Raw genomic sequence first — 22,370 nt, forward strand, 5'->3', positions numbered from 1 at the left:
GATATGAATAAAATTATCCAGCAACTTGAAGAAGAACAGATGAAGCAGGACCTTCCTACTTTTGCCCCTGGCGACACAGTCGTTGTGCAGGTGAAAGTGCGTGAAGGTGACCGCGAGCGTCTGCAGGCTTTCGAAGGCATAGTTATTGCCAAGCGTAACCGTGGCCTGCACAGCGCATTTACCGTACGTAAAATCTCTAACGGTGAGGGTGTTGAGCGCGTATTCCAGACCCACAGTAAGCAAGTAGACAGCATTGCTGTCAAACGCCGTGGTGACGTACGTCAAGCTAAACTGTACTACCAGCGTGGTCGTACCGGTAAGGCTGCACGTATTAAAGAAAAGCTTAGCTAATTCGTTTAACACCTGGTTCCCAATGGCTAGAAGCAGCAGCCCGCACTTGTGCGGGCTGTTTTGTTTTCGGTAAACTGATCGCGTCTTATCTGTTTGTTGTGAACATGCACGACATCACTGCATAAAAATTCAATTATTAATCAATAAAAATGCAATTTTATGCATTTTATGCCTATACATTCCTCGCAATCCGTTTAATAATCGGGACTCATTTATGGGCCTGATATTAGATATGTGCCCTGATTTTTAGCTGTGCTGCGATAACTTTATCGAACAGACAGGGTGCATGTAGGAGTTTTTGTAAAATGCATAACGATACGGTTAACGACGTACACGTCAGCGCCCAAGAGGTACTGATCACCCCGAAACAACTGAAGCAGGCGATCCCAGCCAGTGATGAAGTTCTGCAGTCTGTAGCTGATGCTCGTAACGTCATCTCGAACATTATTCATCGTAAAGATCCACGCTTGTTGGTTGTGACCGGCCCTTGCTCTATCCATGATGTGGAAGCGGCAAAAGAGTACGCACTTAAGTTAAAGAAATTGCATGACGAGTTGAAAGACGAACTGTTCCTGGTTATGCGCGTCTACTTTGAAAAGCCCCGTACCACTGTCGGTTGGAAAGGATTGATTAACGATCCGAATATGGATGGCACTTTTGCTTTAGAAGAAGGATTGCATAAAGCGCGTGAGCTGCTGTTGTGGATCGCTGAACTTGGTCTGCCAATGGCAACCGAGGCGCTGGATCCGATCAGTCCACAGTACCTGTCCGAGTTGTTCAGCTGGGCAGCCATTGGTGCGCGTACCACCGAAAGCCAGACCCACCGTGAAATGGCCAGTGGTTTGTCTATGCCAGTTGGTTTCAAGAATGGTACTGACGGTAACTTGGGCCACAGCGTCAACGCAATGAAGGCGGCGGCATCAGGTCACCGTTTCATGGGTATTAACGGTGACGGTCAGGTCTCTGTGATTCAAACTGAAGGCAATCCAGACGGCCATGTAATTTTACGTGGTGGTAAGCAACCTAACTATGATTCGGTGAATGTAGCGCAGTGTGAGCAGGCAATGACTGACGCTGGATTAAGCCCGAGTTTGGTGGTTGATTGTAGTCATGGCAATTCAAACAAAGATTACAGTGTTCAGCCATTGGTGGCCGAAAACATTATGCATCAAATTTTGGATGGCAACCGTTCAATCATTGGTATCATGTTGGAGAGCCATCTTAATGAGGGTGCTCAGAGTGCCGACCTTCCCCGTGATCAATTGAAGTACGGTGTATCGGTCACTGATGCCTGCATTAACTGGGAAACCACTGAAACCTCTCTGCGCGGCATGGCTGAGCAGCTTTCAAAGCCTTTGAAAGCTCGCGTGCAGGGCTAAGACGGAATAACTGTTAGTGAATGATTCTCCAGAGGCGTTATTGCGCCTGCGTGACAAGATCGATGATGTCGACCAGCAGCTGTTACAGCTGCTGGCTCAGCGCCTAAAACTCGTGGCCGAGGTGGGGGAGGTTAAAAGTGAGCATGGCTTACCTATTTACGTCCCTTCCCGGGAAGCTGCGATGTTGGCTCGCCGTCGCCAGGAAGCAGAGTCATTAGGGGTACCCCCTGATTTGATTGAAGATATCCTGCGTCGTGCGATGAGAGAATCTTATAGCAGTGAAAAAGATACCGGTTTTAAAACCGTCAACCCTGCGGCGGGTCCTATCGTCGTGGTTGGTGGTAAAGGACAACTGGGGCGTTTGTTTGTACAGATGTTCGAGTTGTCTGGTTATGAAGTTCGAGTGTTGGGAAGTCAGGATTGGGCGCAAGCTGATGATATTCTAGCTGGCGCCAGTGTGGTGATGGTGACCGTGCCTATTACCCGCACGGTCGAGATCATTGAGAAGTTCTCAACACTGCCTGCTGATTGTATCTTATGTGATCTCACCAGTACCAAGAGTGACCCATTAAACGCAATGCTTCGTGTACATCAGGGACCCGTGGTTGGGTTGCATCCGATGTTTGGACCCGATATCAGTAGTTTTGCAAAGCAGGTGATTGTGGTTTGTGATGGCCGCGAAAGCGAACGTTACCAATGGCTACTGGATCAGTTTGCTTTATGGGGTGCCAAACTCAAATCTGCTACAGCAAAAGATCATGATGAAGCGATGGGACTAGTACAGGCGATGCGCCACTTTTCCAGCTTTGTATATGGGATGCATTTGAAGTCAGAAAATGCTGATATCGAACAGCTACTGGCGTTCAGCTCACCGATATATCGCCTTGAATTGGCGATGGTGGGGCGTTTGTTTGCTCAGGATCCAGCACTTTACGCGGATATCATCCTTTCTTCACCTGATGCACTTGGTATGTTCCGCCGTTATATCGAGCGCTTCAGTGATGCTATCAGTTGCCTAGAAAATAATGATCGCGATGGTTTTATCCATCAGTTCAGTGAAGTGGCTGATTGGTTTGGCCAATATGCCGAGCAATTTATGGGGGAAAGTCGGCAAATGTTGTTGGTCGCCCATGATCGCCGCCATATTGACTAAGTACCATGTCTGAGCTGATTAGGTTGAACAAGATTGAGATCCGCTATTGTCCTCGCTGCCGCTGGATGATGCGTGCAGCGTGGGTCTCACAAGAGTTGCTAACCACATTTTCGGAAGAACTTGATAGTGTGGCAATTGGCCCCGGCGATACTGGCCAGTTTGATATCTGGTTGGACGGGACGCTTATTTGGTGCCGTAAAGAGATGGGTGGTTTTCCCGAGCTGAAGCCACTAAAGCAAAAGATCAGGGACTTGGTTGCTCCAGAACGAGATCTTGGCCATAGCGATCGTAAATAGTCAATAACCGCCAATTTGCCTGAATAGCCTTTGACCTAAGTATTACTCCCCCAAATGCTCTTCGCTTGTTGCTGTGCTTTGATATAAAGCGCCTCTACTTTTGTTCTCGCCCATGGCGTTTTTCGCAGGAATTTCAGCGATGAATTAAGGCTGGGATCTTTGAGAAAACAGTTAATTGGTATTTTTTGCCCCAGCTCTTCCCAGCCGTAATGTTCGATCAGCCAGCTGAGTAATGCTTTCAACGTCACGCCATGAAGCGGATCTTTCTGACTGGCAGCAGAGTCGTTTTGTTCAGTCACGGCGCTGTTTTCCCGTTGTGCTAGTCACTGCTTCAGCCTCAGTCGCTACGTCTGTCTGGGCGTACTTCACTCGGATGCGACTACCATCAACTTCTTGGTTGTTAAGACTTTTCATCGCTATTTTTGCGGGACCGAACTTGGGCATCTCAACAAAACCAAACCCTTTTGATTCTCCAGTTTCTTTGTCCATTACTAACGTACATGACTGGATCTCTCCGAAGGGCTGAAATAACGCCCGCAGTTGAGACTCTGTCGTGCTGCGAGAAAGGTTGCGGATCAATAGTTTCATGGGGGTACCGAACAATTGTTTGAGGTTGGCACTATACAGCTTACGCCCTTGGGAGAACAGGGAACCGTCATGGTAGAGCGCGTTATGCATCCTCCTGCTGCTGCCATCGAGACAAGCAATTATTGCGTTGATTTTTCTTTAATCAAGATCTCGCGCTCTCGTTGATAATCTTCATAAGATTGATTGGCCTCATCCATACAGTCACGGTATCTGTCTGGATCCTCAATGCGTTGGCATTCATTTTTTTGATTTGCCCTGACGCCATGATAGGCCTGCTTTTGGCTACACCCCGCGCTGACGATGCTCACTATGAGTATCGATATGCCCACTAACCAGTTCATTATCATCATCCTTGCTAAGTCAAAAAAGGGATGCCTTTATTGTTGCGTAGATTTTAGTCTTGCTGACTTAGTACGTTAATAGTTTTGTGTTTCAAAATGTACTTATCCAGGGACTAATGACGAGAAAAAGCCGACCCCTTGGTCGGCTTTAGCGCTTCGTTAACTGCGTATGCGTGGATCAGTCGATAGCAGGTTGTAGCCGTATTGCAGCTATGTCGAAACGGTTCACAGGGCCATTGTCGCCGCCGTTCCCCGTAAATGTTTCATTGCTACTCAGGTAGCTCATATTGTAGAAGTCCATTAACTCCAATGAATAGCTACCTGCCGTTAACGTGGCCGTCAGCGGGGTGGAATAAACCAAAGGTTTAGTGCCAGCAGAAGTTAGTGCATGGGGCATTTGAATCACGCCTTCAGCGACGACGGCACCATCACTGTCTTTCACCTGTAACCATTTAACACCGTTAGTGATACCCAGGTTAATAGCGTTGTAATTGTTGTGATATTTGAGCTGGATGTCGTAGTCGCCATCATTGGCGATAGCAACATTGCTGACAACCAGGGTGTCAGTCATCGCTCCCCAGTCACCTAGGTAGCTCTCATCGATAATATCATCCGCCGGACTAACGGTTAGATTTGACGTGACATTAGCATTGGCTACAGAGATCTCCTGTGCGGCGTCATAACAAGCAGGCTGGTTATGGTGAGAGCGATTACCCGAATCGGTGTAAACGGCCTCAATGGTATAGCAATAACCTTGGCCTGCTGTCACACCGATGTTGTCAGTGACAATACCGACAGCCACATTTTCTTGGATCAGCATGCCGTTCCGGTACAAATGGTAGGCCAAGTTGCCTTGGTTACTGTCATCGTTAAACTCAACGGCGAGCAGATTGTCGGTGTTGACAAACACACGGCTGATAGTTGGCTCTAGTGGAGCAAATACGGCGGGATCATTTGTACTTAACGGCTCTGCAGTGACAGCGGTTAGGCTACTTTCTGTGTTGGTCAGCGTGCCAAACGTAACCACAATGTCATTGCTTTCACTGAGCTCTGCCCAGCTTAGCTGTTGCGTTGCTGCGTCACCGTTTAAGGTTATCGTGGCAACACTGTAAGAGCCCTCGGTATCGGTTAACGCTGGCAAATTCAGCGTGACATTGATGGTTTTGCCTTGCAGCACCAAGCCTTGTAACGCAAGAGATGTGCTATCGGCGAACATGGTTGCGTGCAAGTTGTTGGTTACAAATGGGTTGATTTCGATGCCAGTGTCTGTGGTGCTAACACCAAACACACCTTCGATGACCATACCGACATAGGCGCCGACAGACCAAAGCTGGCGCGTCGAGTTAATCACCGGTCCTGATAAGCCAGGGTTATCAAAATCAAGCAGGTTAGGTTGTAGCGATAGCCACTCCAAATTCTCCATATTTGAGATGTTGAGTGAGGCCGCACGTATCAGCGTGGTATAAGCGGCATCCGCCACTTTTGTATTGCCTGTTTGAATCGCAGCCCTTAAGCCGTAGGCGGTTACAAATGGCCAAATAGCACGGTTGTGATACACCGCGATATCAGGTTGTTGTGGGAAGATGACGGGCGCGCCCATGTCGCCGTGAGGGTAGTTAGCGACGACCATTTCTGCCGTCGCCGCATCGGCGATGCCGCTGGTAACTGCCAGCGCCTGGCCTAACCAGTCAAATTTGTGTAATGGTGCAGTGCTCTGATGACCAGCCGTCAGGCTGCTATACAGCCCTGCGTCTGCGAGCCAAAAACCATCATTGATGGCGATCTTGAGGGCATCAGCCCAGCCTTGATATTTCGCCGACGCCGTTGCATCACCTTGTTCTTGAGCCAGTTTTGCGGTTAATTGCAGCGCTTTGTAATGAGCGACGTTGGTAGACAGGGCCTTTGCACTACCCAAGCTGGCAATGTCGTTCACGATCCAGCTGGCGTAGGTTTGTTCACGCCAATCTAAGAAGGATTGCTCACCATGATAAAGTCCGTCATCGCTATCAAATGCAGCGATGCGATCATTTTCAACGGTATTGACCAGCGCTTGATAAGCTTGCGTTGCAAATGCGGCTCGCTCCGTGGCTGGTAAACCATTAAGTGCTTTCTCTGCACCTAACGCCCAGGTCACCCGATCGGTACTGATCGGCCAACTACCACCTGAACCTGTGTCTTGAACTATCTGTATGCCGCTCGCGTCTCCGGCGGCTGCGGTTGGTTTGGCCGTGCCGGCGCGATAGCCGGATAATTTAAATTGCAGGGAGTTTCTGACACGCTCAGGATCTAACAGTGCTAAACCCAGGTTGGCTGCATAAGAAAGGTCACGGGTCCATACGTAGTGCCACTTTGCGCCGGTCTCAAAGCAATCGCAGGGGATAGGGTCGCCACCGTTATAGCTATCGTCTCGGATCTCGCTCACGCTATTTTCTGCTGTTTCGTGCACAGACAGTGCAAACAATGCGTCAAATGCTAAGTTCCCGGTACGGCTTTTGGGTTTGCCTGCGACCTCTTCATAGAGCACGTAGGGGTCGCCTGGATCGCGTAGGTCTTGGGTAGTTGATTGGGCATAACTACGGAACTCGGCGTCGGCAACTTCCGCGGAAAATGTCACGGTTTCTTGCTGACCGTCGAACGTGGTGAAGCTGAGTTCTTGGCGGACTTCGTGGCCTTCGTGAGGATTGATGATTACGCCATCATCACCATCAGTTTCTGTGATGTGCAGTACCAATGCGGTGGGCTCAGAGGCATCGACATTGAAGCGATAGTAACCGGTTTCTGTGACAAAAAAGCTACTGTTTGGGCCGCCAGGATACATGACATAATCTGTGTCTAATTCCGCGACAACCGATACGTCTGGATCCAACACCCATTCACTAGACCAATCTGCGGAAGCAACCTTGAACTCATGGTTGCCAGGGGTGATCTGCATGGTCATCTGATAATTGTTGTCACCGACATATCGTAACTGGTTGTCTGTGGTCCAACCGTTAAAGCCACCACGTAGATAGATGTCATAATCCAAGGGCGCTACGTCCTGAGAAAAACTGAATGTGGGGTGAAGTAAATCATCACCGACTTCAAGTTTATAATCGTAGATCCCTGATTGTTCCAATACCATGGCCATATTGGCCGCGCCGTCCCCAGTTTGTAGAACATAACTTTCGCCAGGTACCACTTCCGTTAAATTATCGACATCGGCAGTGAATGTTGTTTCCAGCGTCCAGTTAGCATCGGCTACTTTGAACTGAGGAACGCCTGCAACCATCTCTACGTTGTGGAGATAGTAAGCATCCTGTTCAAATGTGAGCATATATTCTTCTTCAGCCCCCCAGCCACTGAATTCCCCTTTGAGGAAAAGATCAACGGCATAAGGGGGAGTAGGCTCAGGATCGATACACGCATCACCTGTGTCATTAATGATTTGCGGAGGCTCACAGGTGAGAGTGTCGTCATCGTCGTCAGAGCAGCCTCCTAGGCTAAATCCGCTGGCTAATATGAGCACTGCGGTGGCGAGACGGTGCTTGGATAACACTGTTGGATTCATAGATTCCTTCCTTTTAGTTTGTAGTCGACATCACGTTGAAAGATATAGGGTAGACCAAGGCTTAATGTAAGAACTTGTTGATATACAAAGGCTTTGGAGGAGAAAATGTTAAAAGTATGGGCAGCTAAAAAAGGTGATCACGCTCCGCTGGCAGATTACCAAGCGTAAGTTTTTGTAACTGGTTGGTTACAAGCAGAGGATTTACATATTGAGATATGCTGCTCCCCATCAGTGCGTTTATTGCTGGGGAGTCATTGGCGAAGTGTACAGAGCGTTTGAAGTAAGCTTTAGATAAGTTCTGATTTTGAACAGCAACAGGTTAAACTAGCGCGCAACGGGAAATCCAAGTTACAGCAAACGGCAAGGGGCAGTTAGATGGCGATTCAATGGTATCCGGGACACATGCACAAGGCGCAGAAAGAGATCGCTGAAGTGATGCCACAGATGGATCTGATTATCGAAGTGTTGGACGCCCGTATTCCCTACAGTAGTAGTAATCCAATGATCACTAAGTTACGTGGCGATAAGCCGGTAATTAAGGTTCTAAATAAGCGCGATCTTGCCGACCCGCTCCTAACAGCCCGTTGGGTGGACTATTTGGAGCAGGAAACCGGGGTTAGAGCTTTGCCACTGACAACGCAGCAGCCGTCTGAAATCAAAACCATCATCGAACTGTGCCGTAAATTGGTACCTCATCGGGACCAAGCTGGCAAAAATATTCGCGCCATGATCATGGGGATCCCCAATGTGGGTAAGTCGACCACGATTAATATTCTTGCTGATCGTATTATTGCCAAAACTGGTAACGAGCCGGCAGTAACTAAGGCGCAGCAGCGCATTAATCTGCAGAATGGTGTGGTGCTAACAGACACCCCGGGCATGCTATGGCCTAAGGTGGAAAACGAAAATAGTGGTTATCGCTTAGCTGTGACGGGGGCTGTTAAAGACACCGCAATGGAGTCTGATGACGTTGGTATGTATGCAGCGGACTATTTGTTGCTGGCTTACCCTGAGCAACTGAAACAGCGCTATCAGTTGCCAGAGTTACCGGAGACTGGCTGGGATCTGTTGGAAATGATAGGGCGTAAGCGCGGCTGTTTACGTTCCGGTGGCAAGGTCGAAATGAATAAAGCGGCGGATCTTCTGTTACATGAAGTACGCGCAGGTACGCTAGGAAAAATCACCATGGAGACTCCGGATATGGTGATTGAAGAAGAAGCGTTGATAGCAAAACGTCTAGCGGAAAAAGCGGCGAAAGATGCACAACGCAAAGCTAAATTTAAAGGCCGTCGTTAAACGGGCTTTGGGCCGAGAAGAATTGAGGAGGGATGGTCACGATGGAAAAGCAGACAGAAATTGAAGCGGCGGTGTTACGTCGTTTATTAGCTCATTTAGACAGCCGTAAAGATGTTCAAAATATTGAGCTGATGAACCTATCGGGTTTTTGCCGTAACTGCCTATCAAAATGGATGGTGGCGGAGGCTGCTCAGCTGGATGTGGCGGTTGACACTGACGAGGCCAGAGAACACATTTACGGTATGCCTTACAGTGAATGGAAGGCGAAGTATCAAAAAGAAGCCACTCCGGAACAGTTGGCCGCTTTTAATGCCAGCCAGAAAAAATAGTCAGGCGTGGGATGAGATCGCTGCGTTGCCAAACTTGGGAGTTGTATCGGCGAAAATGTTACTTGCAGCCGGTATCGCTTCTTTGACTGAATTACAGGCATTAGGGGCTGTTCGCTGTTTTCTGCGGGTCGAACAGCAGTTGTTAAAGCCACCCAGCTTGAATCTGCTTTATGCGCTTGAAGGCGCGCTAGTTAACACCCATTGGTGCACTGTTAAACGGGAGATGGGAGGGCAGCTTATTCTGGAATTAGATGCTGCCCGGCAAGCGCTTAAGGCTTAAAGATACGTGAGCTTAGTCTCTGCGTAGTTTAGGTTTGGTGGAGATCGGTGTGGGGTAACGCTTAACCACCCAATAGGTAGAAAAGATAAAGGTGGCTATGGTTGCAGATTGTATTAAGGTTGCTCCTTCGCTGCTTAATACGCCGCTGCTTAGCGCGGAAAAGGCCACCAACATAGAGAATTCACTGGCTTGCCCCAAGCGAACCCCAAGCTGTTGAGATATCGCTCTATCTTCACCCGTCCAGATAAATGCTTTTTTAAAGCTAAGCACCTTCAGCCCTACTAATACTACGCCGAAACAGAAGCCGGACAACATTAAAAATGGTGCCATACCAGCGTCAAATTGTGCGCCGATGGCAAAGAAAAATAGGATCAGGAAAAACTCCCTTAATGGTTTCAGGTGCTCAGCGATGGCCATCGCCACTTGACTGACTGCAATCGATAGGCCAGCTAAAAAGGCGCCAATCTCGTATGAGAGACCAAGTTGATGGGCGGCTTCCGCCCAAAACAGACACCACGCCAGAGTAGCGACAAATGTGTACTCCTGGATCACATCAAAGCGGCGGAACAGTGGCAACACGATGAAGCGCACCCCGGCAAAGGCCAGTATGGCGATGCCAACTAATTTCACTAGCAGCATCGCGAATGTGGTGAGCATCGCTTCACCTGCATCAATATTCAAAAACAGGATCACCATGATAGCCAGAATATCTTGCAGCAGCAGTACACTGGTCATCACCTCACCAATGTGTTTGTGATGCAAGGCCGTTGTGGGGATCAGCTTCAGGCCAATGACGGTGCTTGAAAACATGAGTGCCGCACCTATCACCAGCGCTTCTTTTAGCGGCATCCCCATACTGAGGGCAAAGACAAAGCTGGCGCTAAAAAATAGCAGGGAGGTGCCGAGGGTAATCAGTGCTGTTTTCTGAAATAGTAATAACAGCTTTCTGGGTTGCAGATGTAAGCCAAGTAAAAACAGCAACAGGATCACCCCCACATGGGCGATCTGTTCAATGTTGTTGGCATTAGGGATCAAGTCAAAGCCGGATGGGCCGATGAGGATCCCGGCAACAATGTAAGCAAGAATGATTGGCTGGCGAGCGTACAGGAATGCAGTGCCAATAATGGCAGCACTGACCACTATCATGGAAAGCTGTATGACTATGGTGTCAAAGCTGATCTGCATTATTTATCTTTATCCTGCGGGTACTGCTTTCATCCGTATCTGCAGAATAACCGGAAATGGGTATCAATTGGCAATATTCTTCTCAGCAAAGGCACGGTGATAGTCTTTCAAAAATGTGATCCACGTTGGAAAAAATGTGCTGTTTCAGTGAGTTATACTATCATTCAAAAATGATTAAAGTCTGTACAATTTGGGCCGATAACCTAAGCGTATAATTTTAACTTTTTTATGCCGATGGCTGATCATAGAGCCGCTCATTGATGGCAATGGGCTGGCTAGTCAGTACATAGGGCTAAGGTATGATGATGAATAAGATCCCAGACCTGATGAATCTGTTGCGTCCACAGCCGGGAACTGCCGGCCGCTTGGGTCAGCCACAGAATGATGCTGCGGGTGGCCTGAAGTCGGCCCCGGGTTTGGTTTCGCAACCCGGCGAAGATGTTTCTTTGCGCTCGCCATTTCAAGTTGCGATGCGCTCTTTGGCCGATTCAGTCTATAAAAATTTGCCATTTTCGCCGCAACAAACGGCATCGTCAGAGGCTCCGGTTGAAGAAAATACCGGTGGTTTTGATTACGAGCTTGTGGCTACCAATGTGACTTCCTATATCGAAAAGGCGGTTAACCAAGCGCGGGAGCGCGGTGAAAGCGATGAGTATCTCGAAGATATGATGGCGCAGGCTCGCATCGGTGTAGATCAAGGCTTCGGTGAAGCGCGCGACGAACTTGAAGATATGGGCATGATGAGCGAAGAGCTGGGGAATGGCATAGATAAGAGCTATGACTTGATCCAGCAACGTTTAGGCGAGTTCGAGAAAGAGCTGTTTGCTGGTGATGAAGTGGCGTTATCTTCACCGCAAGTAGAGGTTACCCGCAGTAGTTCCACAGAAAGTTATAGCAGCGGTGGCGACTTCAGTGGCGCGCAGTTAGTGGGGCAGGCTGCCTCCTATCGGGTTGAAAACAGTGCTTCTTTGGAGCTGTTCACCAAAGAGGGGGATAAGATCGCTATCAGTTTCAATGCGTTACAAGCCAGCTCTATGGGGATGGGATATGCTTCGAATGATAACGGCGAAGCACTTATTTCTAGCTACAGCAATGAGTCCTCGTTTGGCTTCTCTTTTTCCGTCGAAGGCGATCTGAGTGAAGAGGAGATGGCAGCGATCACTGATTTTATTAATCAGGTGGCTGGCGTTGCCGATTCATTCTTTGCAGGGGACTTTGATGCAGCGTTTGATAAAGCTAATGAACTGGGCTTTGATGATTCACAAATTGCATCATTCTCAATGAGTTTGGAACAAACCCAAACGATAGCGGCTGCGAAGGTGTACCAGCAGGTACAAGATCAGCCAGCAACCACACAGCCTGGGGCGGGAGCGAGTTCCTTGTATGACATCATGGAGCCACTTAGTGAATACATTAAACAGTTTAAAGAACTGATAGAGCAAAGCGAGTCTATTTTTGCAGAATCCACTGAGAAATCGACTGCGGCTATTGACCAGGTAGCTGAAAAAATTCTGCCATTTCTACAGCCAGAACAGCAGGACGCGGCCAATCGTTTTCAGGAGTTTAACCAACGGTTGCTGCAAGCTCTTGAGCAGTTAGAAGCACCGGTTCAAGCGCCGCTTGAATAGTTGCTAGCAATCCCTGTTGGGTAGCAAGAAGGGCCAGCATTGCTGGCCCTTTTTTATATCTGGCGCAGAGGTTTCTAAGGGGGGACCCCTCCGACTAGGCTAGATTTTGACGGGCTTGCTTGCTTACTAACCGCTATACTTTTCTCCACGTAGACTTGTTATGGGAGGATTTATGGCTTTTCGCCATGGCATTAGTAGGGAGCAATTTGCCCTAAAAATATCTTTGATTGCGACTTTGATAATGGTCGCTCTTGGCATCAGCTTTGGCTTGCTCTCCGGCTCTTCCGCTATTTTGCTCGACGGTTTTTTCTCTCTCTTTAGCACTGCAATGACAGGCCTTGGCCTTATCACCAGTTACCTGGTAACGCGCAACGAAGATCGGCGCTTTCAGTTCGGTTATGCCTACATTGAACCCTTGGTGACAGCACTAAATGGCATCGCTATTTTGCTCATGTGTGGTTTTGCTATTTTTTATGGTGTCGAAGCCATTTGGTCTGGTGGGCATCATGTTGTGTTGGCACTCGCGTTACCTTATGCCTTGTTAAGTAGCCTGTTGTGTTGGTGTTGTTACGCTTTTATGCGGCGTGAGAGCCGTCGCACTGGATCCTCGTTGCTAGAGATCGATAGTCATGAGTGGCTAGTGGATGGTTTGTTAAGTAGCGTCGTACTCGTCGGCTTTGTTGTGGCGCAGGGGCTAACTTGGTTTGGCTTCGAAAGCTGGGTTAGGTTTGTTGACCCGATATTGATGCTGTTATTAAGCAGTGTCGCTTTAATTCTACCTCTCAGGGTGCTATTCCGGAGCTTAAAAGATCTACTCGCGATAGCACCAGACGACGACTTTGCCCAGCAGTTGCCATGTAAGTTGGCGGTTGTTAAAACGCAGCATGAACTGCGAGGCTACCGTCATTACCTTTCTCGCTCCGGTCGGCGCTACGATCTGGAGGTTAACTTCTTAGTCGCTCAGGATTGCGAATTGTCGATGGCGGAACAAGATTTCATTCGGCGCCGCTTATGGCAAGATTTGCAACAGCAGCAATCCGATTTGTGGTTAACGGTGAGTTTCACCGCTAATCGTCGCTGGTTGTAATCGTTGCGTTGTCGTGGGGCGGTTTCTGAATAGGAGCGGATGGTAAGCCGTTTTCGGCGCCTGCCTTTGTATTAATCTATCGGTTTTAGTTTACCAGGGAGATATTTTTTGACGCATTGAATGCAAATTTTTTGACTCTAATGCTATTCGGTATCACTAACATCGTGCTATTTTTGAGCAACTAACATGACTTTATGGGTAAAGAAGTTATTTCTCTACTCTTTCTCAATTTATCTTATCGGGATATGGATATGAAACACCCGTTCCATTACGCGGCCATGGCCTCCGCTCTTACCTTAATGCTTGGCGCGTGTGCGACAGGCGATGTCGATACAGCAACTACTGGTCCGATTGTAGCCAGTTCAGGCTCAGTCACCCAAGCTCAGTGCTCACGTTGGAACGGAGGTGAAGTCAGTGTCAATGTTTCTAAAGCGTTCAGTGATGGCGAACTGATTCGAGATTTCTATTCTGGCCAGGAAACTACGGTACGCAATGGCAAGGTGGCATTGACGCCTGCCGCAGACAGCGAAGGTTTACTGCTACTGGAGCGGGTGGATAGTAAGGAGAGCGGCTTTAGCTGGGATAACGCCAATGTCTATTTTGTTATCACTGACCGATTTGAAAATGGTGATCCCTCAAATGACAACAGCTACGGGCGTAAGCCTGATGGTGTTAATGAGATCGGTACGTTCCATGGTGGTGATCTGAAGGGCCTCACTAATAAGCTGGATCATATTGCTTCACTAGGTACTAATGCTATCTGGGTGACCGCACCTTATGAGCAGGTGCATGGTTGGACTGGTGGTGGTATTCGCGGTGATTTTAAGCATTACGCGTATCACGGCTACTACGCCATGGATTACACCACGATGGATGCCAACATGGGTACCGAAGAAGATTTTCGCACCTTTGTAGACGCGGCCCATGAGCGTGGTATCCGCGTGGTGATGGATATCGTTATGAACCACCCTGGCTACGCGACTCTGCAAGATATGCAGGAGTTCAAGTTCGGTAAGATGCGTGCAACGGTTAAATCTACGGAAGAAGTGCTCGGCGTAGAAGAGCATTGGACTGATTGGGAGCCGCCAAAGGGTAAGAATTACCATTACTTCAACCGTTATATCAACTACGAAAGCAGTGAGTGGGGTAACTGGTGGGGGCCTGCGTGGGTCCGTGCCGGGATCGCTGGTTACGATTCGCCAGGAGAGAGCGAACAGAAAATGTCGCTGGCTTACCTGCCAGACTTTAAGACTGAGTCATCTTATGAGTCCGGTCTGCCTAATTTCTACAAAAACAAACCAGATACCAAAGCGGTTGAAATTCCAGGTTATACGGTGCGCCAGTATTTAGTTAAATGGTTGTCTGACTGGGTGCGTGAATACGGTGTTGATGGCTTTCGTATCGATACCGCTAAGCATGTAGAGATGGATGCATGGGCTGATCTTAAGAGCGCTGGTGTCGAAGCGTTGGCCGAATGGAAGGCAAATAACCCAGACAAGAAGCTAGATGATTTACCGTTCTGGACGACAGGTGAAGTTTGGGGACATGGTGTCAACAAATCTGGCTACTTCAGTCGAGGCGGGTTTGACTCCATTATTAACTTTACTTATCAAACTGAAGATGCGGATAAGGCGATGCGTTGTTTTAGCAATGCCGAATCAACGTTCCAGCGTTATGCTAACAAGATAAATGGTGATACTCAGTTTAATGTCTTGAGCTACTTGTCATCTCACGATACCCGCCTGTTCTTTCACAAAGACGCAAAGAATGATGTAACTACCTATAAGCGAATTGCCGCGCCGTTCTTGCTCTTACCTGGTGCTGTTCAGGTGTACTACGGTGATGAAACGGCACGCCCGTTTGGAGTCACCGGCTCTGATAAGCATCAAGGGACTCGGTCTGATATGAATTGGGATCAGATTGTTGATGAACGTGCAGAGCTATTGGCTCATTGGCAGAAAGTTGGCCAGTTCCGCAAGCGGCACTATGCTATCGGTGCCGGTAGCCATGAGCAGATCAGTGACGCGCCTTATGCGTTTGCTCGCTATGCCGGTGATGATGCCGTGGTCGTGGTGTTTGCTGGCCAACCAGAGTAACGTTGTTTAGCTTTTATTAAGCCGCCGTTTGGCGGCTTTTTTTATCTTTCAAGCCGCTTCACTAGAAGTGGCTGTTATCTTGGTGTTGTGCCGCAGTAACCTGCCTGTTATTTAGCGGTTAATTGCTAACCAAAATTGATTATGCTCAAAAAACAACCTGTGAAATCCTTCAAACTCCGCACACTTAATTATTTCCGTGATTAATTTTGGGGTGAGTCAAGTGAACAGCAAAACAGTGACTGTTATCTACTTTCTGCAGGATGGCTTGGGGCGTATGTGTCAACAGGTCTTTAATAACCTGCAGCTTGATCCTATGGGGCGGGTTAAGTTGCCGTCCGGCTTTAACGAAGGAAAATTGTTAGTGGCGGTACTTGATGGTCAAGTTGATGACATCACCGTGAACGCCGAGTTTTATGACGGGGTGAGTGAAGTGGAGTATGTATAGGCAGAGATTTTGCCTGCCTATACGCTAGATCGTTGAACCGAGTCAGGGCTATTGATCGTCGAGTTGCTCTTTTCTTGGTATCTTGTTTGTTACCCAATAAGCAATCGCTGCAGCTAAGAATACAATACCAATAGCCACGGTATATTCAGGGCTGAGTTTCTCAGGATCTAAAATTATTACCTTTCGGGCTATCGCCATCAATGCGGTAGCCATGACGATCTTTACGTGGATGACGTCATCACGCAGGTACACCGTGATATTGATAAAGATCTCGATAGCGATCAGTACCGCCATAAAGGCACCAAAAGTCGCCAGCATATCCGAGATGGTCAAGATAAAGGTTGGTGGCGTGGTCAGTTTTTCGTATAGCGTCCAACCTACGTCAATTACCCCCATGACGATAACAAATACCATCAATATGGCGAGCACTTTGACTGACCAGTGAATAACAACATGGAGTCGATTGATTAGTTTGTCATCCCTATTTAACTTCATCTATCGACTCCTAGCCTCTGTTTTTCAGTAGGTTGCTACTAGTTAGTCAACTTTCGTGTCCAAAGGTTCGTCTACCGGTGGTGCTTGCTTTCTCGCTTGGACTATTCGTTGCTGAGTCTTTTCATCACCTAAAACGGTAACTCGGTGATGTAGTGCCGCTTTGGCGAGTAAGTGGGCTGCCACTGGCGCAGTGATAAACAGGAACATGGTAATAAGTAATTCTTTTATACCGAATTCACCCGTCTGGTAGGTAAACATCAATAAAGAGGCTAACAAGGTGGCACCTATGCCTAATGTTGTCGCTTTTGTTGGCGCATGCAGACGGGTAAAAAAGTCCGGTAGCCTGACCAAGCCGATTGAGCCAAGCAACATAAAGAATGCGCCCAGTAGCAGTAAAGCCGAGGCAATGACCTCTATCCAAAATGGCATAACGATTCCTTATTCTACGATGTCGCCGCGCAGCAGGTATTTGCAGAATGCTGAGGTACTGATAAAGCCCAGCAGCGCGATTAACAGAGCACCTTCAAAATAGAGTGGTGATCCACGATACATACCTAGTAGTAAAATCAACGCGATGCTATTGATATACATAGTGTCCACCGCGATGATCCGGTCTGGTGTATTGGGCCCAACAACCAGCCGCCAGGAGTTCAGAATTAGCGCTATTAACACCATTCCGCAGGCAATCATAATACTGATGGTTAACATCCAAATACCTCCTTTAGTGGCTGCTCATAGCGTTGCTTAATATGTGCCACCATCGCTTGTTCGTCATCGATATGCAGAGCATGAACGTAGAGCCACTTCTTATCTTCAGAAAATTCGACGCTGACAGTCCCCGGTGTTAATGAAATAGTGCTGGTGAAAATGGTTAGAGGCAGTTCGCCACTGAGATCTAATGGCACCACAATAAAACCTGGTCTCAGGCGTTTAATCGGTCCCAGCACCCGTTTCATCATCTCTATGTTCGATACGACGATATCCCACAGCACCATAAAGAAATAGCGCAATGCGACCAGCGGCTTCTTCGCCACAGGTTCATCGGCACTCAAGGGCGATACCAACAATGGAATACCTATGGCTAAAAATGCGCCAAGCACCATGTGGCCAGCAGAAAAATCATTTAGCGCCAGCCATACCAGCCATAACAACAAACTATGAAATGGGGTTGGCAGCAGGGCAAAACTGCGGTGTATCTTCATTACATGGCTCCTGCTGTTAATGTGATGCCTTGGTATAGTTGTGCCGCGGCTTGTTGAGTCAGCTCAGTTACAGGCCCACCAAAGGCGACCAGTAACGGGAAGCAAGCCAGTAGTATAACCACGCCAACTATCTGCAAAGCAGGTGTTGATTCGCTGGTGACTTGGTTGCCTTGGGAGCGCCAGAACAGGGTAGTACCAGCCCGAGCCAAGGTGACTAAGGAGATAAGTCCGGCAATCAATATCGCTCCCCAAAACCAAGCCATTTGCGGCTGGTCGATGGTAGATTTCAGTAATAGTGCTTTACCGACAAAGCCGGAAAATGGCGGCATGCCGATAACCGTCAATGCCGCAATAAAAAAGCAGGTGCCAATAAAAGCTGGTTTGGCGATCTTTCTGGCGGTGACAAAGCGATCTTCCGCTTTACCGCGCAGTTGTTGCACGATACCAGCGATTAGAAACAGCGCTGCGGCGACGAGCGTGCTGTGGATTAGATAATAAAGCGCAGCCGCCGTTGTTTGTTCGGTGTTGATCGCGACAGCCATCAGCAAAGTACCGACAGAGATAATGACCAAATTAGCCACCAGTAAACGCAGGCTTTGGCTGGCTAAGACACCAATACAGCCCATGGCCAGCGTTAAGAATGCCAACGGCCATAGCCAGGCTTGTGCCATATTGGCCAGCTCACCGGCTTGTTCACCAAAAATCACGCCATGAATACGCCAAATACTGTAGATACCCACTTTGGTCATGATCGCAAACAGTGCCGCAACCGCCGGTGTTGCGGCGCTGTAGGTACGGGGCAACCAGAACTGTAATGGTAATAGCGCGGCTTTAAGGCCAAATATCGCAAGTAGTAACAGGCCTCCAGCTTTCGCCAGAGGTAACTGTTCGGTTGGCAAATAGGCCACTCTATCCGCCATGTCGGCAAAGTTAAGCGTTCCTAGGGTGCCGTAAAGCGTGCCTAAGGCAAATAGAAATAGCGTGGAACCGATGAGGTTTAAAAATACATAGTGAATATTCGCTTGGGTACGCTGTTTGCCGCCGCCATGGATCATGAGTGCATAGGAGGCGATCAACAGGATCTCGAAGAACACGAACATATTGAAAGCATCGCCAGTTAGAAATGCACCGTTGATACCCATTAACTGAAACATGAACAGCGGATGGAAAAAGCTGCCGCGAGCATCGTCACCGGCACAGGCATACAGATGAGCAGAGAGTCCCAGCACACTGGTAAGCAATAGCATCAAAGCTGCCATCGTATCGGCAACCAGTGAAATGCCAAATGGTGCCTGCCAGTTGCCCAGCGCATACACTTGAATTCCCTGATTATTGATCGTTACCAATAGCCAAACAGAGATAATTAATAGCAGCAGGTTAGCTGCGATAGCAAAGCTACGTTGCCACTGTATGCGCCCTTGCAAAGGAGGCAGGATCAGTAAGATCGCTGCGAGGAATGGCAGCAGTACAGGGAGAACGGCGATATTATCGACTAACTTCATTTCGTCTCCTGAGTTGGGACTGAAGGTTTGGCTAATGGATCCATTGGCTCTTCGCCATCAACGTGGTCGTTGCCTAAATCAGCGCGACCACGCATCGCCAAAATGACCGCAAAGGCTGTCATCGCGAAGCCGATCACGATGGCGGTTAAGACCAAGGCTTGAGGCAGTGGATCTGCATGCTGTTTTGCTTGTCCCAAAATGGCAGGTGCATCCAGAGTTAAGCCCCCGCTGCCAAACAGAAACAGGTTCACTGCGTATGAGCACATCAGTAGACCCATCACTAGGGTAAATGTGTGACCCCGTAGCATCATAAAGATGCCGCAGGTGGTCATCAGACCGACGCAGGCTGCGTATAAGGCTTCCATTAATACTTCTCCTCCAGTCGTTCGGTGGTGGTCAATTTACCCAGATGGGCGAGGATCAGCAGTGTCGCGCCAATCACCGTCAGATATACCCCTAAGTCAAAGACCATGGCACTGGCGAGCTCAAATTTACCCACCACTGGTAGTGAGAAATAATCAAACCAACTGGTCAGGAATGGGCGATCAAACAGCCAACTTCCTAAGCCACTGAGCAATGCGATTAATAGGCCGACACCAATCATGCTGTGGTAACTGATTTTAACCCGCTTACTCATCCATTCGACGCCGTGTGCGAGGTATTGCTGGATCAATGCAACTGCCGTCACCAGACCAGCGATAAAGCCGCCACCCGGTAAGTTATGTCCACGAAGGAAGATATAAGCGGAGATCAGCAGTGACAGAGGGAGCAAACTCTGAGAAACCACAGATAAGATCATCGGATGCTTTTCTTTTGCCCAAGGGCGGTTAGCCATATCTTTTGATGGCATATATAAGGTCATGCCTGCGAGCAATTTGTAGATCCCCAGTGCGGCGATCCCAAGAACGGCAATTTCACCCATGGTGTCAAAGCCGCGGAAGTCGACCAGAATCACGTTGACTACGTTGGTACCGCCACCACCACTCTTACTATTCTCCAGGAAGAAGGTAGAGATGCTGTCTAGTGGTTGGGTTAGCAGCGCATAGCTGATGGTACCCACCACACTGCCTATCAACGTCGCCAAACTGAGGTCACGGACGATATGGCTCGGTTTGGTGCGATCCATCAATGATTCTTGTGGCAGGAAGAACAGCGCCAGTAGTAACAAGATAATTGTCACGACCTCGACCGAAAGTTGGGTTAAGGCTAAATCGGGCGCAGACAGGTAGGCAAAGGCGACAGACACGATCACCCCCACCAGAGATAACATCAGCAAAGCGACAATGCGTTTGTGGCTCCATAAGACAGTCATGATAGAGCCAAGCATGAGCAGAACCGTTCCGGTGATAAAAATACCATCGGGTGGTGTGGTCTCCGCGTATGAGCTCAGATCCAAAGACAGTAACGGCGCGCCAGCCAGCAGTAGGGCAAACAGTAAGAGTAAAAACGCGTAACGCTGTAGCGAGCCATTCTCTAGTTTTGCATTGAGCTTTCTTGCCGACAGCATGATGCCGTTGACCACATTATGGAACACAACTTTGGCATCCACTTCAGGAAATTGAGCCTGAAAACGGAATAGATTTCTACGATGATAGTAGAGCGTACTACCTGCAACAACGGCCACCAGGCTCATCATCAAAGGCAGGTTGATACCATGCCACAGTGCGAGGTCAAATTTAGGTAATGGCGCGTTAAGTACAGCCATGGATGCGGCATCCAACAAGGGACCAACGGTCCATTGCGGAAAGATGCCTACGAGCAAACAGATAGCGACCAGGATCTCCACCGGTACCCGCATATATCGTGGCGGCTCGTGGGGCTTCTTCGGAATCTCTTTTGGCTCACCATTAAAGAACACATCGTGGATGAAACGCAGTGAGTAGGCCACCGCCAGTGCGCCCCCCACCGTGGCCAATACCGGTATCAACCAGGATAAAGCGCCCAGGGTACTTTGATGGAGTGTTTCGGCGAAGAACATCTCTTTCGACAAAAAGCCGTTCAGTAGTGGAATACCCGCCATTGATGCTGCTGCCACCATTGCCAGCGTGGCAGTGATTGGCATGTACTTCCACAAGCCATTAATTACCCGCATATCTCGGGTGCCACATTCGTGGTCGATAATCCCAGCAGCCATAAACAGCGAGGCTTTAAAGACCGCGTGGTTAATGATGTGGAACACGGCCGCAATGGCAGCCAGTTCAGTATTGAGACCAAACAACAGGGTAATTAGGCCCAAATGACTAATGGTGGAGTAGGCCAGCAGACCTTTTAAATCGTGTTTAAACAGGGCGATATATGCACCCATTAACAGAGTGGATAATCCCGTTAATGTGACAATGAGAAACCACAGTTCTGTGTCTGCTAACACCGGATAAAAGCGCGCTAGTAAGAACACGCCAGCTTTCACCATGGTCGCCGAATGCAGATAGGCACTGACCGGTGTCGGTGCCGCCATTGCATGGGGTAACCAGAAGTGGAATGGAAACTGAGCGGATTTGGTGAATGCTCCGCCTAGAACCAGTAACAAGATAACTGGGTAGAGCGAGCTGTTACGAATGATGTCGCCACTATCGAGTACTGCGCGCAGATCATAGCTACCGACGAGATTACCTATCAGTAATAACCCCGCTAGCAGTGCTAAACCACCAGCACCTGTGATCGCCAATGCCATCCGAGCACCTTTACGAGCATCGGTTTTGTGACCCCAGAAGCTGATAAGCAGGAAGGAGCTCACACTGGTTAGTTCCCAGAAGAACCAAAGCTGGATCAGGTTGCTGGACAATACGACGCCAAGCATGGCAGTCATAAACATAATGAGATAACTGTAGAAACGTCCAACAGCCTCTTTTTCCGAGAGGTAATAACGCGCGTACAGGATCACCAACAGGCCAATACCCAAGATCAGTAAGCTGAATAGAAAACCCAAACCATCCAGATGGAATGAAAGATCTAAATTTAAAGCCGGGATCCAGCCCAGTTGTTGCTGGATCACCACACCGTCAAATACGTTAGGCGCTGCCATTAACACCAATGCTAGCGAACAGGCGGGCAGCACTGCCGTTGCAGTAGCGCAGGCATTGCGGCCCAAACGCTCAGTGAAAAGAGGAACCAAAATGCCTATTAAGGGCAACAGGGGGATTAGGAACAAACTCATCTGTAGTGGGTGCTCC

Annotated in this window: 23 protein-coding genes; 11 read left to right on the forward strand and 12 right to left on the reverse strand. The window is 48.6% G+C overall.

The window, feature by feature from the left end; all coding sequences use genetic code 11:
- Positions 1 to 3: 3 nt before the first annotated feature.
- The 4 genes from rplS (at position 4) to EZV61_RS03645 (ending at position 3,179) form a co-directional block, all read left to right on the forward strand.
- Complete coding sequence (gene rplS / locus EZV61_RS03630; RefSeq protein WP_114337329.1) at positions 4 to 351, forward strand: 50S ribosomal protein L19; 348 nt, start codon at positions 4 to 6, stop codon at positions 349 to 351.
- 305 nt (positions 352 to 656) lie between these two features.
- Positions 657 to 1,730 (forward strand): 3-deoxy-7-phosphoheptulonate synthase, encoded by a 1,074-nt coding sequence (locus tag EZV61_RS03635; RefSeq protein WP_114337330.1) that lies wholly within the window; start codon positions 657 to 659, stop codon positions 1,728 to 1,730.
- A 16-nt stretch (positions 1,731 to 1,746) separates the two neighbouring features.
- Positions 1,747 to 2,883 carry a bifunctional chorismate mutase/prephenate dehydrogenase gene (gene tyrA, locus EZV61_RS03640; protein ID WP_205695314.1) on the forward strand — a complete coding sequence of 379 codons (1,137 nt, stop codon included), beginning with the start codon at positions 1,747 to 1,749 and terminating at the stop codon, positions 2,881 to 2,883.
- 5 nt (positions 2,884 to 2,888) lie between these two features.
- On the forward strand, positions 2,889 to 3,179 hold the full coding sequence (locus EZV61_RS03645) for an Rdx family protein (protein WP_131414355.1): 291 nt from the start codon (positions 2,889 to 2,891) through the stop codon (positions 3,177 to 3,179).
- Between the two features lie 35 nt (positions 3,180 to 3,214).
- Here the strand turns inward: EZV61_RS03645 and EZV61_RS03650 are convergent, their stop codons facing one another.
- From EZV61_RS03650 to EZV61_RS03665, 4 genes are all read right to left on the reverse strand, one after another.
- Entirely contained in the window at positions 3,215 to 3,478 is a 264-nt protein-coding gene (locus tag EZV61_RS03650) for a VF530 family protein (RefSeq protein ID WP_114337332.1), read from the reverse strand.
- Positions 3,471 to 3,857 (reverse strand): RNA recognition motif domain-containing protein, encoded by a 387-nt coding sequence (locus EZV61_RS03655; protein ID WP_338068531.1) that lies wholly within the window; start codon positions 3,855 to 3,857, stop codon positions 3,471 to 3,473. Before EZV61_RS03655 ends, EZV61_RS03650 begins: the two co-directional genes overlap by 8 nt.
- Before the next feature lie 29 nt (positions 3,858 to 3,886).
- Positions 3,887 to 4,108 carry a hypothetical protein gene (locus tag EZV61_RS03660; protein ID WP_131414356.1) on the reverse strand — a complete coding sequence of 74 codons (222 nt, stop codon included), beginning with the start codon at positions 4,106 to 4,108 and terminating at the stop codon, positions 3,887 to 3,889.
- A 178-nt stretch (positions 4,109 to 4,286) separates the two neighbouring features.
- Complete coding sequence (locus tag EZV61_RS03665; protein WP_131414357.1) at positions 4,287 to 7,655, reverse strand: esterase; 3,369 nt, start codon at positions 7,653 to 7,655, stop codon at positions 4,287 to 4,289.
- 375 nt (positions 7,656 to 8,030) lie between these two features.
- Here EZV61_RS03665 and ylqF point away from each other — a divergent pair, with 375 nt between their 5' ends.
- Genes ylqF through EZV61_RS03680 form a run of 3 tightly spaced genes read left to right on the forward strand, consistent with a single transcriptional unit; the run spans position 8,031 to position 9,560 of the window.
- Positions 8,031 to 8,951 (forward strand): ribosome biogenesis GTPase YlqF, encoded by a 921-nt coding sequence (ylqF, locus tag EZV61_RS03670; protein ID WP_131414358.1) that lies wholly within the window; start codon positions 8,031 to 8,033, stop codon positions 8,949 to 8,951.
- A gap of 41 nt (positions 8,952 to 8,992) precedes the next feature.
- Positions 8,993 to 9,280 (forward strand): DUF1244 domain-containing protein, encoded by a 288-nt coding sequence (locus EZV61_RS03675; protein ID WP_131414359.1) that lies wholly within the window; start codon positions 8,993 to 8,995, stop codon positions 9,278 to 9,280.
- A complete protein-coding gene (locus EZV61_RS03680) occupies positions 9,261 to 9,560 on the forward strand; it encodes a TfoX/Sxy family DNA transformation protein (protein WP_131414360.1) in 300 nt (99 codons plus the stop codon). Before EZV61_RS03675 ends, EZV61_RS03680 begins: the two co-directional genes overlap by 20 nt.
- A 12-nt stretch (positions 9,561 to 9,572) precedes the next feature.
- Here EZV61_RS03680 and EZV61_RS03685 read toward each other — a convergent pair whose 3' ends face one another.
- Entirely contained in the window at positions 9,573 to 10,745 is a 1,173-nt protein-coding gene (locus tag EZV61_RS03685; RefSeq protein ID WP_114337338.1) for a cation:proton antiporter, read from the reverse strand.
- 305 nt (positions 10,746 to 11,050) lie between these two features.
- Between EZV61_RS03685 and EZV61_RS03690 the strand changes: the two genes are divergently transcribed.
- The 4 genes from EZV61_RS03690 to EZV61_RS03705 all read left to right on the forward strand — a co-directional run bounded on the left by EZV61_RS03690 (position 11,051) and on the right by EZV61_RS03705 (position 16,001).
- Positions 11,051 to 12,373: a DUF5610 domain-containing protein gene (locus EZV61_RS03690; protein WP_165569519.1), complete on the forward strand. Its 1,323-nt coding sequence runs from the start codon at positions 11,051 to 11,053 to the stop codon at positions 12,371 to 12,373.
- Positions 12,374 to 12,545: 172 nt separating this feature from the next.
- On the forward strand, positions 12,546 to 13,460 hold the full coding sequence (locus EZV61_RS03695) for a cation diffusion facilitator family transporter (protein WP_165569520.1): 915 nt from the start codon (positions 12,546 to 12,548) through the stop codon (positions 13,458 to 13,460).
- A 251-nt stretch (positions 13,461 to 13,711) separates the two neighbouring features.
- Positions 13,712 to 15,556, forward strand: coding sequence for an alpha-amylase (locus EZV61_RS03700; RefSeq protein WP_205695315.1), 1,845 nt, complete (start codon positions 13,712 to 13,714; stop codon positions 15,554 to 15,556).
- 220 nt (positions 15,557 to 15,776) lie between these two features.
- Positions 15,777 to 16,001 (forward strand): DUF2375 family protein, encoded by a 225-nt coding sequence (locus EZV61_RS03705; protein WP_158537969.1) that lies wholly within the window; start codon positions 15,777 to 15,779, stop codon positions 15,999 to 16,001.
- Positions 16,002 to 16,049: 48 nt separating this feature from the next.
- On the opposite strand, the gene EZV61_RS03710 is transcribed toward EZV61_RS03705, so the two are convergent.
- From EZV61_RS03710 to EZV61_RS03740, 7 genes are read right to left on the reverse strand one after another with little or no spacing between them, the layout of a single operon-like run.
- Complete coding sequence (locus tag EZV61_RS03710) at positions 16,050 to 16,496, reverse strand: phosphate-starvation-inducible PsiE family protein (protein WP_114337343.1); 447 nt, start codon at positions 16,494 to 16,496, stop codon at positions 16,050 to 16,052.
- 42 nt (positions 16,497 to 16,538) lie between these two features.
- Positions 16,539 to 16,925, reverse strand: a complete 387-nt coding sequence (locus EZV61_RS03715; RefSeq protein ID WP_114337344.1) for a Na+/H+ antiporter subunit G — start codon at positions 16,923 to 16,925, stop codon at positions 16,539 to 16,541.
- Between the two features lie 9 nt (positions 16,926 to 16,934).
- Positions 16,935 to 17,204, reverse strand: a complete 270-nt coding sequence (locus EZV61_RS03720; protein ID WP_114337345.1) for a K+/H+ antiporter subunit F — start codon at positions 17,202 to 17,204, stop codon at positions 16,935 to 16,937.
- Positions 17,198 to 17,698 carry a Na+/H+ antiporter subunit E gene (locus EZV61_RS03725; RefSeq protein ID WP_131414365.1) on the reverse strand — a complete coding sequence of 167 codons (501 nt, stop codon included), beginning with the start codon at positions 17,696 to 17,698 and terminating at the stop codon, positions 17,198 to 17,200. The genes EZV61_RS03720 and EZV61_RS03725 overlap by 7 nt, the downstream gene beginning before the upstream one ends.
- Entirely contained in the window at positions 17,698 to 19,200 is a 1,503-nt protein-coding gene (locus EZV61_RS03730; RefSeq protein ID WP_131414366.1) for a monovalent cation/H+ antiporter subunit D, read from the reverse strand. The genes EZV61_RS03725 and EZV61_RS03730 overlap by 1 nt, the downstream gene beginning before the upstream one ends.
- On the reverse strand, positions 19,197 to 19,565 hold the full coding sequence (locus EZV61_RS03735; RefSeq protein WP_114337348.1) for a Na+/H+ antiporter subunit C: 369 nt from the start codon (positions 19,563 to 19,565) through the stop codon (positions 19,197 to 19,199). Before EZV61_RS03735 ends, EZV61_RS03730 begins: the two co-directional genes overlap by 4 nt.
- Positions 19,565 to 22,354, reverse strand: a complete 2,790-nt coding sequence (locus EZV61_RS03740; protein WP_131414367.1) for a monovalent cation/H+ antiporter subunit A — start codon at positions 22,352 to 22,354, stop codon at positions 19,565 to 19,567. The genes EZV61_RS03735 and EZV61_RS03740 overlap by 1 nt, the downstream gene beginning before the upstream one ends.
- Positions 22,355 to 22,370 lie beyond the last annotated feature (16 nt).

The organism is Corallincola luteus (assembly GCF_004336975.1).
GTDB classification, from domain to species: domain Bacteria; phylum Pseudomonadota; class Gammaproteobacteria; order Enterobacterales; family Neiellaceae; genus Corallincola; species Corallincola holothuriorum.